The organism is Proteus sp. STS61-E, assembly GCF_040932335.1.
In the GTDB taxonomy this organism is placed as follows: Bacteria; Pseudomonadota; Gammaproteobacteria; order Enterobacterales; family Enterobacteriaceae; genus Proteus; species Proteus mirabilis_B.
The window spans coordinates 187,897-202,336 of record NZ_JBFQGE010000003.1 but is presented as its reverse complement, the minus strand read 5'-3'; the positions used below and the strand labels follow the sequence as shown (position 1 = coordinate 202,336).

General features: G+C 37.7%; 10 protein-coding genes. 7 read left to right on the top strand and 3 right to left on the bottom strand.

The features are described from left to right. Positions 1-96 precede the first annotated feature (96 nt). The 7 genes from AB4J89_RS09210 (at position 97) to AB4J89_RS09180 (ending at position 11,786) form a co-directional block, all read left to right on the top strand. The gene (locus AB4J89_RS09210) at positions 97-432 is read left to right on the top strand and encodes a type II toxin-antitoxin system PrlF family antitoxin (protein ID WP_088494531.1); all 336 of its coding nucleotides are present in this window, start codon (positions 97-99) and stop codon (positions 430-432) included. A 6-nt stretch (positions 433-438) separates the two neighbouring features. Continuing rightward, entirely contained in the window at positions 439-912 is a 474-nt protein-coding gene (locus tag AB4J89_RS09205; protein WP_368469005.1) for a type II toxin-antitoxin system YhaV family toxin, read from the top strand. Positions 913-1,222: 310 nt separating this feature from the next. Next, positions 1,223-1,870: a CPBP family intramembrane glutamic endopeptidase gene (locus tag AB4J89_RS09200; protein WP_088494529.1), complete on the top strand. Its 648-nt coding sequence runs from the start codon at positions 1,223-1,225 to the stop codon at positions 1,868-1,870. A 302-nt stretch (positions 1,871-2,172) separates the two neighbouring features. Next, positions 2,173-2,808 (top strand): OB-fold-containig protein, encoded by a 636-nt coding sequence (locus tag AB4J89_RS09195; RefSeq protein WP_194951260.1) that lies wholly within the window; start codon positions 2,173-2,175, stop codon positions 2,806-2,808. An 86-nt stretch (positions 2,809-2,894) separates the two neighbouring features. Further along, complete coding sequence (locus tag AB4J89_RS09190) at positions 2,895-5,090, top strand: hypothetical protein (protein WP_088494527.1); 2,196 nt, start codon at positions 2,895-2,897, stop codon at positions 5,088-5,090. A gap of 90 nt (positions 5,091-5,180) precedes the next feature. After that, positions 5,181-10,115 carry a DNA repair ATPase gene (locus AB4J89_RS09185; protein WP_368469003.1) on the top strand — a complete coding sequence of 1,645 codons (4,935 nt, stop codon included), beginning with the start codon at positions 5,181-5,183 and terminating at the stop codon, positions 10,113-10,115. A 705-nt stretch (positions 10,116-10,820) separates the two neighbouring features. Further along, complete coding sequence (locus AB4J89_RS09180; protein WP_088494525.1) at positions 10,821-11,786, top strand: helix-turn-helix domain-containing protein; 966 nt, start codon at positions 10,821-10,823, stop codon at positions 11,784-11,786. 70 nt (positions 11,787-11,856) lie between these two features. Here the strand turns inward: AB4J89_RS09180 and AB4J89_RS09175 are convergent, their stop codons facing one another. From AB4J89_RS09175 to AB4J89_RS09165, 3 genes are all read right to left on the bottom strand, one after another. Beyond that, entirely contained in the window at positions 11,857-12,141 is a 285-nt protein-coding gene (locus AB4J89_RS09175; protein WP_075673872.1) for a ferredoxin family protein, read from the bottom strand. After that, entirely contained in the window at positions 12,138-13,424 is a 1,287-nt protein-coding gene (locus tag AB4J89_RS09170) for an FAD-dependent oxidoreductase (RefSeq protein WP_088494524.1), read from the bottom strand. Before AB4J89_RS09170 ends, AB4J89_RS09175 begins: the two co-directional genes overlap by 4 nt. A gap of 63 nt (positions 13,425-13,487) precedes the next feature. Next, positions 13,488-14,429 (bottom strand): FAD-binding protein, encoded by a 942-nt coding sequence (locus tag AB4J89_RS09165; RefSeq protein ID WP_311755263.1) that lies wholly within the window; start codon positions 14,427-14,429, stop codon positions 13,488-13,490. Between the last annotated feature and the right edge of the window lie 11 nt (positions 14,430-14,440).

The window sequence follows — 14,440 nt, the reverse complement described above, 5'->3', positions numbered from 1 at the left end:
AAACAATGCAATTAAATTGCAATGCATTTGCATTGTTTTCTTCTATTATCTATAATCAGTTCATAAAACATACACCGTAAGTAAAAGGAGCAAATCATGCTAACCCACGTTTGCACTGACAACATCGCTCTTGAAGCTGATTCAAAAATAACAGAACGTCATCAAACCACAATTCCCGCGTCAATTAGAGAAGCTCTACATCTTAGTGGTGGAGATCGTATTCACTACAAATTACTGAGCACTGGTGATGTACTTATCTCACGTCACAGCGATGGATCAAAAGATCCTGTTATGGCATCGTTTCTTAATTTTCTCGCTCAAGATATAACTAATCATCCTCAAACCATTCAACCTCTCGATATATCTCGCGGTTTTGAATTAGTTGAAGGTATGGATATCAACCTTGACGATGACATCACCGATAACGAATAAAATAATATGCATTTCCCTACAGATTTGAATGGATGGACAATCTATGCACATCCTTGCTTTAAACAACAATATGATGAATTACTACAAAAAGTTGAAGCACTGAAAAAAAAATATCCCGAAGATTATCAGAAAAAAGCAGATACAAAAATTTTTGCTCATGTATTGAAATCTATAGTAAACATCACAAATGATCCACGGGCACCAGAGTTTAGGTTGGGTAATACTTTAGGAGAAGAAAATAAAAATTGGTCACGAATTAAATTAGTAAATGGAAGATATCGTTTATTTTTTAGATTCAGTTTTAAGGAAAAGATCATCATTCTGGCATGGATAAATGATAATGATACTTTGCGAACTTATGGCAATAAAACTGATGCTTACCGAGTCTTTGAGAAAAAACTAAAGAAAGGTCACCCGCCTAAAAATTGGAATGATTTATTTAGTGACTGTATAAATGAAGCTGACTATCAGGATCATTAATTTTCTATCTCTTATCACCCTTTTAAGGTGATAATTTTTTGTTTACAAAAAAAGATAATTTTTATTAAGTCAATAATCGATTGAATATTTGCCTATAATTTTTAGAAATACAATAAATCTCTTAGTGAAGAACGTTATCATTTTTTGAAAATGAAAAATAGAATATACAAACTATTTTATAATTATTGGTTTTCATCTTAATTATTAAAGTAGAGTAATATCATTTTCATTAGATTTAATTAATATCTAAACTCTGTTTTCTATAATATCGCTCTAAACGGTATGATTTATCACCCAAGGATCAACAAAAATGGAATTTCCCAAAGACCGAATTTATCACTCCTTTATCTGCGTACTTGCCTTTATAGGTTATTTTTTCTCCTCTTTTAGTCTATTACTGACGCCAGCGCCTGCAGCACTGTTTCAATCGCCTTATATCATCTCATTAATCAGTTTTTTTATTTATCTCCCCTACTGTCTAATTATTTGGTTTGCCTATCAAAAACATATTAAATTAATGCCGTTAGGTCGCCTTCAATGGAGTACACTAAAAGCCCCCTTTTTAGCCTTAGTGGGATTATATTTTATTAGTCTATTTTTAGGCTCTGAAGATGATTCATGGGTTACAGAAATCGAATCTATTACAGGCTTTGCCTTCTTCTTATTTGCCCTTTCTGTTATTTTTATTGCTCCAATTACTGAAGAAATCATTTTTAGAGGTTTTCTACTAAATGCAGGTATGTGGTATGGCAATATAGGTAAATGGGTAGCCATTATTATCTCATCACTTCTATTTGCAGTGATGCACACTCAATATGAGTCAATCACTACATTTATCCTTATTTTTATTGTGGGTGTTGTGTTTTGCCAAATCAGAATAGGAACTCGTTCATTAATCGCACCAATAGTGTTACATGGGATACACAATACAATCAGTATCGTTTTTTTAATGTTATAGAGTTTTTATTTAATAAATTTCTATTTTTTATAACAAAATACTTATTCACTTAAAAAGAAATGATATTTAATAGATGAAAATGTTTTTATTATTTTTTAGAGAATGATCTGATTCTATACGCAATAATACCGAATATTATTTATAATTATCTCAATAAGTTATATTAAATTCTATAAAAGATAAAATCGAAAAATAAATAGAGAATGTGATTATAACTACATGCTTTTTCAACGTTTTGAAGTATGATAAGAGATATTAATATGACAATAACATTGCCATTTTCTTAAATTAAGAGAACCTTTATGAATTTGTTTTTCCAAAATAGCCTAGCGTTTCCCAGCATTATTTTTAGTGCATTACTTATTATTATCTCTTTTTATTGGCTCTGCGCTGCTTTTGGATTATTAGATATTGATTTATTTAATATTGATAGTGAATTGGATATCAATGTTGATGCAACAGGGCTTGCTGGTTGGTTAACTAAATTAGGATTAGCCGGTATTCCTGTCACCATTATTTTAACTTTCTTCACCCTTTTTGGCTGGTTTATCAGTTACTTTACTAATTATTGGATTATTAGTGCTATCGAAACGAATTTTATTCGTTATTTAACAGGCTTTGTTGCCTTTATCATTACCTCTTTTATTGCACTTAATCTTACGGCGGTATGTTTAAAACCGATCCGTAAAAAACTGATGTCACGTAATAAGCCTAAATCAGTACACCAATTGGTAGGTAAATTAGCGTTAGTACGGTCAATCAATGTAACAGAAAACAAAGGTGAAGCTGTTTTAGAAGATGGGGGCGCGGGTTTAATTTTACAAATTAGAGCGCCTGAAACAGAAAATATTAAACGAGGGGATAGCGTAGTTATTATTAGTTATGACGCGCCCACTCACAGTTATCAAGTCGTAACGGAAGATGAATTTCATCGCTAATATCCACATTGATGAAAGACAATTTAGTTAACAGACAAACACTATTAAAAAATGACGGTATCGTCTGAACCTATGGAGAAAAAAGTATGGATTTGGCTTTCGTTATGCCTTTCTTAACTGTCGTTGGTTTCACAATCCTAATTATTTTAGGACTATTTGGATTATTTAAGGCTTTCTATATTAAGGTGCCTCAAGGTACAGCCTTAATTGTCAACGATATGACCTCACAACCTAAAGTCCATTTTACGGGTGCATTGGTTTATCCGGTTATCTACAAAAAAGAGTTTATGCGTATTTCTCTTTTAACATTAGAAGTAGACCGTCGTGGTAAAGATGGTCTGATTTGTCAGGATAACTTACGTGCAGATATCACGGTTGCTTTCTATCTACGTGTTAATGAAACCACTGAAGACGTACTAAAAGTCGCTAAAGCCATTGGTGTTGATAGAGCCTCCGATCACCAAGCAGTTAGTACGCTTTTTAGTGCAAAATTTTCTGAAGCATTAAAAACCGTAGGTAAACAACTTGAACTGTCTAAGCTTTTTGAAGATAGACAAAATTTCCGTGATCGCATTGTTGATGTCATCGGTAAAGATCTAAACGGCTATGCATTAGAAGACGTTGCTATCGACTATTTAGAACAAACCCCGAAATCAGCGCTTGATCCTAATAATATTTTTGACTCTGAAGGTATCCGTAAAATCACGGAAATTACCGCCATTCATAATATTGAAACCAACCAAAAAGAGCGCGATCAAGAGCTCGCTATTCAAAAGAAAAATGTTGAAACTCGCGAAGCCAGCCTGGCTTTAGAGCGCCAACAAGCCGATGCAGAAGCACGTCAAAAACGAGAAATCGATAATATTCGCGCTCGTGAAACATCAGAAACACTACGCGTTCAAGAAGAAGAGCGTCTTAAAGCAGAACAGGCACGTATTCAGACTCAACAAGAAATTGAGATCCGTGAAGAAAACCGTATGCGCGAGGTGGAAGTAGCACAACAAAATCGTACCCGCGCCGTCACTATTGAACAAGAGCGTGTAAATCGTGCGCGTGAGTTAGAAATTGTGGCTCGTGAACGTGAAGTTGAGTTGCAACGTATTGAGAAAGAAAAAGCGTTAGAAGAAGAACGTAAAAACATCTCAAATGTTATCCGTGAACGTGTTGCCGTAGAAAAAACCGTAGCTCAAGAAGAAGAACGCATTAAAGAAGTACGTGAAGTCTCAGAAGCTGAACGTATGCGCCAAGTCACCATCATAAATGCACAAGCAGAAGCAGAAGAGTCTTTAGTTCGCCAAGTGAAAAGAGCTGAAGCCGATGAATCTAGTGCTAAACATAAAGCTGAAGAAATCAGCACTATGGCGAAAGCGGAATTAGAAGCCTCAGTAAAACAAGCCGAAGCGAAAAAACGTTTAGCTGAAGGTATTGAAGCAGAGCATGCAGCATTAGGTCTTGCTGAAGCTCGTGTACGTCAAGCAACAGCAGAAGCCGAAGAGAAAGAAGGTTTAGTGCTTGCTACTGTTACCGCTGAAAAACTATTAGCGGAAGCACGAGGCATGAAAGAAAAAGGCTTAACTGAAGCACAAGTGATGGAAGCTAAAGCACAGGCCCAACAACAGCAAGGCCTTGCAGAAGCGAAAATCTTGGAAGAAAAATTAGCGGCTCAAGCACGTGGTGAAGAACAACAAGCCAATGCAAAAGAGAAATTAGGTCTTGCTGATGCGAAAATTCTTGAAGAAAAACTCGCTGCTCAAGCGCGTGGTGAAGGCCAATTAGGTTCAGCACAAGCCGAAGTTATTCGTCAACGTCTGAAAGCAGAAGCAGATGGTTTAACGGATAAATTTAAATCGATGGATCACCTCAGCGATACGGCACGTTCGCACGAAGAGTTCCGTATGCGTCTTGAAAAACAATTTGAACAAGCAATGGCGTCTATTGAAGCCAATAAAGAAATTGCACGCGAACAAGCTGATGTATTGGCAGCCGCTCTAAGCAAAACCAATATTGAAATTGTGGGTGGTGATGGCAACTTCTTTAATACCTTCTCTAAAGCATTAAGCTTAGGTAAAGCTGTTGATGGCTTTATGGATAAAAGCAGTTTTGCCAAAGAGAACGTTGAAAAGCTGATTAACCGTACTCAACAAGATAAAAAACTCGATATCGCTTCTTTATTAAAAAATCCTGAAGTTCAAGATTTAATTAATGGATTTATGGCAACAAAAGGCGCCAGTCAGCTAATTAAAGATGTGACAACTAAATCAGACTCCTCTAAAGAAGAATAATTTTATTTAAAGGAGGTGAAAAGACATAGCGTTAATCTCTGTGTCTTTTCTTTTGTTTTTATCGTTTAAGCCAAGGAAATCCGTTATACCATGTCTGAAATTCTGGATACGAATCGCGAGCAGGAAATACTCGATAGCGCCGTTGCACAAGGTGGTGCGTATGAAATTTTACGCAAACGCCTCACTGAGCAAGGTCAACAACTTCATCAAAAAGCCACTGAGCTCAATCAGCATCGCTTAGATGAATTTGGTCAAAGCCAAATGGATATTATTGGCCGTATTCGTATTCGTACTGAAAATAACTGCCAAGCCAGAGATATTGTTCGTGTAGGTGAGTGGTTACTATTTGGCTATAACGTTTTCCTTGGATTAAAACGTGAAATACATCTTGAAGATGTTTTTTCACTTTATCGTTTAATTGAAAATGAGGGCGAATTTGATGTTGAAGCCGTACCTTATGAAAATACATTCTTAAACGACAATCGTTTTATTCAAGATTTTACTGAGCTCTATACTTACTATAAAAATACGCAACTATTACAGTTAGTTGAGCGTGACGGAAAGTTACTCGCCAGTTTCCAGATTGGTGCTCGTATTACTGATGTGCGTGTTTTTCGTTGGTCAATTTCAAGTGATAAGCAACGTATTGAATATATTGATAATCGTGGTGAACGCGATATTGCTCTTCCTCCTGCTTATGATTTTGAATGGACAAAAACCCAACGTGAAGATACGGTCAACGGCCGTTTTCCTCATATCAATATTCTTGATACCGTTTTTGTCGAAACAACCGGTGGTGATCTAACAGTAAAATGTGAAAATAATACTGAAGATGGTTTAGGTATTTATCGTGAAGCTGTATTAGATAAAAACCAATCTCTCGATGATGCACAAATTGAATATGCTCAAACAGGCAGTTTAATTCTGTTAAAAATCTTACCGTATCGCGAAGAAAATTGGCGTTATTTGGTCTACAACATTTTGGCGCAAACCGTCCAACGTATTGATGCAATTGGACAAGCTTGTGTTCAATTACCTGAAGATCACGGCATTATTTTCCCTGGTGGCTATTACTTGCAAAATGGCGAATACAAAACCTTTGATCAACCAATGGAAGGTATGTATTTCCGCCGTCTACGCCGTTCACCTAATGGTGAAGACGTGTTATATGTTTTCTACTCGCCTTCACAAGGTCGCCTTGCGCTTTTCAATTACAATATGATTGAGCGCAAACTTTCTGTGCCTTTAGTCGGTCATGGCTATGCGATGTTAGAAGACGGGAAAATGGTACTGTTTGAAGGTGAAGGCGAAGAAGCAACGCGCGTTCATCCAATGCAAGTTTGGCAAACTCCTTTCTATTCTGAAGAATTTGCCGATAAGCAACCGCCTCGTAATGGTTTCTATGGAAGAATTGGTAATGCCGATTTAGTACGAGGTATTTCTGAAATATTGCATGTCGCAAAAGAAATTGAAGGTAATCAAATTTCTATTGCTCGATATGAGCAACTTAGTTCACAACCTAAAAATTTATTAGATCTCTATTATTGGTTCAATGATGAGCACTGTTTAGGTATTGGAAAACTCCTCAAAGATATCGCTCAAACCAGCGAATTAGTACTTGATGAATATGAAAAAGTAGAAAGTATTCGTCAGCAATCTGCGAAATCCATGCTTGAAGCGGTTAATCGCCAAAAATCACTACTCGCCTTAACATTGCCTGATAGCTGGAATGATATACAACAATTTGTTGATAGCTTAAATTTACTGAATGCTCATCGCGGGCATCTTATTTCCTTGCGTGAATTCCGTTATATGGATTTAACCAAGCTCAGCGCGATGGAAACGGAAATTACAGAAACTCAGCAACGTGTTTCTCAAGCCACAGCGCTGTTTCTTGCTAGTGATAAAGCGTTACAACCGTTTAAAACTCAGCTTGTTACCTTTGAAAATCTCATTGAAAAAGCACAAAACAGCGCACAGTTAGATATTCCGATGAATGACATGGAAAAAATGTCTGCTGATTTGGATATGCTTTCTAACTTAATGACATCTTTAACATTCCAAGATGTCACTCAACAAACCCATATTATTGATGCGATTTCACAGATCTATGCTCAACTAAACCAATCCCGCGCTCGACTACAACAAAAACGCAAATCACAAAGTAGTGTCGAAAGCGTGGCACAATTTGGTGCACAATTTCGCTTATTTAGCCAAGGGATCACCAATGCATTATCTCTTGCAACCGATCCTGAGCGTTGTGACGATCAACTTTCTCGCTTATTGCTTCAATTAGAGGAGCTTGAAAGCCAATTTAGTCATCATGATGAATTTCTTGATGATATTCTCGCTAAACGTGAAGAGTTAGTTGAAACCTTTGAATCGCACAAACAAGTACTGCTTGATGATCGTCAACGTCGATCACAAAGCTTGCTTACTGCGGCAAATCGCTTGCTAGAAAATCTGCAACGTCGCACTTCTCGTTTGCAATCACAAGATGAATTAAATGCATTTTTTGCATCCGATCCACTATCATTAAAAACACGAGAAATCATTGAAAAGCTAAGAGAAATCAATGATAACGTCAAAGCTGATGATATTGATGCGCGTCTAAAATCCTCTCGTGATCAAGCTATTCGTATCCTACGAGATAAAACCGATATTTTTGAAGACGGCGGCAATGTCATTAAATTAGGATCTCGCCATCGCTTTAGTGTTAATACGCAAGAGCTTGACCTCACTATCTTACCTAAAGAAGATAAACTCTGGTTATACCTAACAGGCACAGATTACCAAGAGCCGATTGAAAATGCAGAGCTAGCCCAATTACAACCTTATTGGAATGCCTCACTTGAGTCTGAATCTGACACCGTTTATCGCGCAGAATACCTCGCTTATTCCATTATTTATGCGGCGGCAAAACGTCAAGATAATCTTGATTACGAAACACTAAAAGAAGCACTCACCATTCCAGAAAAACTGGAAAAACTTGTGCGCGATTTTGCAACACCACGTTATAAAGAAGGCTATGAAAAAGGTATCCATGATCACGATGCGATCGCTATATTGAAAAAGCTGATCCCAATAGGTGAAAGTGCCGATCTTCTACGCTACAACCCGACTGCTCGCGCAGTAGCCGCACTATTTTGGGAAACTAAACAAAATGAGCAATACCCTGCTCTGTGGCCTGAACGTGCAAGAACCGCACTAAATATTCAGCAATTATTCCATACAGATGACGCGTTAACCGATCTGCAAGCTGAAATCGAAGCGGATATACGCCTATTCCTTCATGATAATCCGATTGAGTGCGAACACTATATTCCGATACAAGCCTCTGAATATTTAAGCTTTGCTTTGGCGAGAACACCCATTGAATTGGTTTATAGCAAATATGCTAAAGAGTTAGTGGTTGCATTACAAAGTCGATTAGAAGAAGCCCATATGTGGATGGACTTTAATCGTTCACAACAAAATTTAGGTACACGATACGCACAGCGTTGGGCACTGATCCAAAATTGGCTACAAGGGTTATGCTCTCTACCTGATTATACCGATCTTACGCCTTATATTCCGGGTGCTATCGCCATCATTATTTTAGATAAAGTCGCATCAGCGCGTTATAGCGAAGCTGATTTATACTTTACAATAACGGGCTTATTAGGCTCTCACCCAACGATTGAAAACCAAGCGTTATCACTCAGTTTAGATGACTATTTCAGTCGAATGCGTGGGCAAAGAAAGAACTTTATTCCTGCATTTCGACAGTACCTCACCTTGCGCCAGAAAATAGTCAGTGATGAACGTGAACGCTTAAAACTACATGAATTTAAAGCCAAACCGTTAAGCTCTTTTGTCCGTAACAAGCTGATTAATGATGTTTATTTACCAATTATTGGCGACAATATGGCAAAACAAATTGGTGCTTTAGGGGAAGGTAAGCGCACCGATTTAATGGGATTATTATTAATGATCTCCCCTCCGGGTTACGGTAAAACCACATTAATGGAATATGCTGCGGCACGTTTAGGTCTGATTTTTATGAAGATCAATGGCCCTGCGTTAGGACATAACGTGCTATCACTCGATCCAGAGCAAGCGCCCAACGCAACAGCGAGACAAGAGCTTGAGAAGCTCAACTTAGCGCTAGAAATGGGTAATAACGTTATGCTGTATGTGGATGATATTCAGCATACTCACCCTGAATTCTTACAGAAATTTATCTCGCTGTGTGATGGAACAAGACGTATTGAAGGGGTATGGAAAGGAAAAACCAAAACCTATGATATGCGTGGTAAAAAATTCTGTGTCGTGATGGCAGGAAACCCTTATACCGAATCAGGCGAAGTCTTCCGTATTCCTGATATGCTGGCTAACCGTGCTGATATTTATAACTTAGGTGAAGTATTAGGGGGTATGGATGAAGCCTTTGCGCTGAGTTATATCGAAAACAGCCTAACATCCAATGCGGTATTAGCACCACTTGCTCTGCGTGACCTTAACGATCTCTATGTTTTAGTGGATAAAGCAATGGGGAAATCCGTTTCGACCAACACATTAAGTTATCCATATTCAGATGCTGAAATTAATGAAATTGTAATGGTACTTAAACACTTAATTACCTTACGAAATGTTATCTTAAAAGTAAATCAGCAATATATTGCCAGCGCCGCTCAATCAGATAAATATCGCACAGAGCCAGCATTCCGTTTGCAAGGCAGTTATCGCAATATGAATAAGTTAAGTGAGAAAGTATCTGCGGTAATGAATGATGAAGAAATTGAACGCTTGCTAGACGATCACTATCTTGGTGAAGCACAACTGCTAACAACGGGCGCTGAAGAGAACTTACTAAAACTCGCTGAATTACGTGGAAAATTAACCGAAAAAGACGCTACTCGTTGGACACAAATCAAGAAAGACTTTATGCGTAATAAGGCATTGGGTGGTGATAACGCTGATATTGGCGACCGCGTAGTATCACAGTTAGCCAACTTAGTGGAAAGTGTGCAAAGTCTACGCTAAAGATAGAAAAAGTCATTTTCAGCCCACTGATTTTAGTGGGCTAAATACTTTTTATAAATCGAGAAACCTATTTCACGTTCACGATACCCACCCGTTCATAACTATTGAACAAATAAATATCATGAACATAATTAAGATAAAGTATTTTTTGTTATAAATAAATCATGATATCAAAGTAAGAATTATTGTAATATATATTATGAACACTATTAATAATTAAATTTATAAAAATTTAATTTCAATTTATATAATTAATAATCCTATGATTAACAATAAATAACAAGATTATTTAACAACCCATTATATTCAGTACATAAAATCCATATTAACTCACACCCTGAAAAGAATGAAATAAACGAGATATTAATAAGAATCACTCTTAATCTATTTATGAGATCTCTCTCTAAAGATAGGAAATTAACTTAGGATTAATATCATAGAAATGATAGCATCAAAAATGCTATAAATTAACTCTATAATTTACATGACTTTAGTTTAAATAAATTAAAAACTTTTAAATATATTGTCTTCAATTTATTAACAAGGAAGATAATAGATATCTTCATTAATAATTATTTAAACGTACTATTCTAATTTTTAGATTAAAGTTATCGAAAAATTATTCTATTTTTGTCTGGTTTAAGGCATTTTTATACCCGACAAGTAGCAACACAACAAAATACTTTCAATAAAAGTGGGCGTACTATGAAAAGCATGTTTACGACTCGGGAACTCCCTGACGTAGATCGGTTTTCCGTATTCAGGGATACAATAAAAGACCGCTTTTTATCGTCTTATGAATGCAATGAAGTCGAATTGCCTCCTCATTCTCGATTTTATGCCAATATTGTCGAGCAACAGGTGACCAATATGCGCTTTATTCAGCTAGAGTCTAATGGGCACTGGGCGAGTAGCCGTCCTTTAACTCATAAACTTAGCTTAGAAGAGCATTTTCAAATTGAGATCCAGCGTTCAGGAACCAGCCATCTTACTCAAGATGGAAGAACCGCATTTCTACGGCAAGGTGACTTTTGTATTTTTGATATGGCAAGACCCGTATCATGGTCTTTTGATAACGATTACTCATTATTTAAAATTTTGATCCCAAGGGAAAAACTGGCATCCCGTTTAGGTAATACCCAAAATCTCACTGCAAGAGCGATACGTGGTAATAGTATTACCGGCTCTCTCGTTTATAGCTTTGTGATGCGCTACATTCCGTTCTTAGATTCAATGCCGCCACAGCATGCACAACAACTTGCCGATATTTTATTGAATTTAATTACGTCTGCTTTCAGTGAATACAGTATAGCGACACCACCGCAAAGCTTAGGAAGATCAACGCTATTTTATTTTGCTCAGCACTATCTTGAGCAACATCTTTCTGATCCAGATTTGAGTGTTAATGAATGCGCAAATGCTTGTGGGATCTCCGTACGCTATTTACAGATGTTATTTAAAGAACAAAATACGTCTGTACTTCGTTGGATCTACCAAAAACGTCTTGAGAATTATAAAGCAGCTTTAGTAAATCCTCTCTTGGCAGAGAAAAATATTACACAGTTAGCTTATGAATGTGGATTTAGCGATATTTCTAATTTAAGTAGAAAATTTAAATCTGAATTTTTTATGACACCTTCCGAGTATCGAAAAATACACTCATTAAGATAAATAGATTAATTATCTCCCCCCTAGTTTACATTTTGGAGGTTATTCTAGAGGGGAGATAAAATTTATTTCATTAGCCGTAACGAAACTCAATGCCTAATGTGCCACACGGATACTCCCATTTTTTTAAAATCGTATCGCCACATAAAACACGGCAAGTACCACACTCTAAACACCCTGCATAATCAAAAAGATATTGTCCTTTTTCATCTTTTTTATATAACCCTGCGGGGCAAGCTTTCATTAAGATTTCAAATTGTGCAGGATCGATATCATCCTTTAAAACGATATGTGGATTTTCTTCATCCACATTAAATTTATTGACGCCTAATTTAACGTCTACGTTTACTTGACTCATAAAGAACGTACCCCCTTAAATCCATCTTTAATTAAGTTCATCACACCGACTTTCTTAACTTGAGACAGTATTTTCTTACGTACAGGTTTTTCTGGGCCATTAATCACGAATAAATCATGCATGACATTGGCAGCCATTTGCGGGTAATCCGTAAAGAATCTTGTATTATCGAGGAAAGAAGGTAAGTCTTTGTATAACTTCATATCTTTCATGACGAAACTGTCATTTAATAAAGATTGGTAGCAACTTAATTCTTTTTGGCTATAACTGTTTTGCTCTTTCGCCATTAATACTGCTTTTGCAGCTGCTTCACCAGAGGCAATTGCTAGATCCATCCCTCTTACGGTATAGCCAACGTTAAGGCAAAATCCAGCAGCATCTCCCGCCACTAATACGCCATCTTTGACTAATTCAGATACCATATTCATGCCACCTTCTGGCACCATATGCGCTGAATATTCTAATAATTTGCCATCTTTGATAAGTGGTGCAACAACAGGATGTTGTTTAAAATCTTCTAATAATTGAGGAACCGTTTTTTCGAATTTGTCGACATTATGTAGCCCTAAAACAAGGCCTAAAGAAACGGTGTTTTTATTGGTATATAAGAATCCGCCGCCTAAATATCCACCTGATGGCGCGCCAGCAAAAAGCCAAGCTAAACCTTCGTCATTGGTACAACCAAATCGGTCTTCCATTTGTTGTGGCGTGAATTCCAATAACTCTTTAACCCCTACCGCCACAGTGTGAGGATTAACTTTTTGTGTCATACCTAGCTGTTTTGCTAATAATGAGTTAACACCATCAGCAAGAATAACGACGTGAGCTTCAATTTCATCATCACCCGCTTTTACACCACACACCTTTCCATCTTTTACCAACACTTCATCGACACGAACACCCGTGATCACTTGTGCGCCAGCGTCTTCTGCTTTTTCCATTAACCATTGATCAAATGAAGAACGCAATACGGTATAAGAGCGTGCCGCTTCCTCTTCTTGCTGAGTATGTTGATAATCTAAAGTGACCCCATCGGTTTCCGTTAGCATGGAAATTTTTTCGCGCGTCACTAGTCGTTCAACAGGGGCTTCTTGAGCAAAATTGGGAATGATTTTTTCAAGACTATGTGCGTACAAACGCCCACCTGTCATATTTTTACTGCCAGCGAAATTACCTCGCTCTACCACTAAAACATCACACCCTGCTTGTGCTAATACATAGGCAGCAGTACCACCAGCAAGTCCACCACCCACAATAATGGCGTCAAAAATATCGTCTGACATACTTTCCTATCCTTTTATTATGTGTGGTCGCTTAGCAAATTATCACTAAGCGACCTACGGTGATTAGCCGCCAAGCTTCGCGGTTAATGCAGGTAACACTTTGTAGAGGTCGCCAACAATACCGTAATCCACCATATTGAAAATTGGAGCATTTTTATCTTTGTTGATACCAACAATGATTTTTGCTCTATCCACACCGACCATATGTTGGATTTGCCCAGATATACCGACAGCAACATAAACATCCGCGCCTAAGGTCACGCCTGAAACACCAATATAGCGATCATGTTCCATCCAGCCTTCACCTTCAGCGATTGGACGAGAACAACCTACTTCACCTTGAAGAGCTTTCGCTAATGCTGACGCTAATGCAATATCATCTGCCTTAGCAAAACCGCGTCCAACACCAACAACACAATGCGCTTTACCTAAATCAACAGTACTCCCTTGTTTTGGCTTACGTGCTAACACTTTTAATGTATGTGCGGGGGCGATAAAGGCACTTTGCACCACAGATGCATTGGGTGCGTCTTTGATAGCTTCCACATCAAGCGCACTGCCCACAGTGGCAATCGCATAAGGTGAGCGAATTTCTGCTTTAGCATGTGCCAGACCACCATAAACTTGGTGTGTCGCAATCACAGTATTGTTTTCAATAGCAAGACTTAATGCATCACTGACAACACCAGCTTTTAACGCAACACCAAGGCGAGCTGCAATGGCTTTTGCACGTTTTGATGAAGCAAGAAGAACCAGTGCATTCTCACCCGCCTCTTTAATAATGGCGGCAAAAGAGGCGGCATAATCGTCAGCAATCACACCTTCTTGTGGTGCGAAGCAATAAACACAGTCAGCGCCTAAGTTGACACATTCACGCGTGCTTTCATCATCACCAATAAACAGCACATTAACCTTTTCACCAAGACCACGGGCAAACGCAATCAGCTTTGCTAAATCATCCGCTTTTTCGGCATAAACAAAGGTAGTAGGTAGTAAACTAGCCATTTTTAATCTCC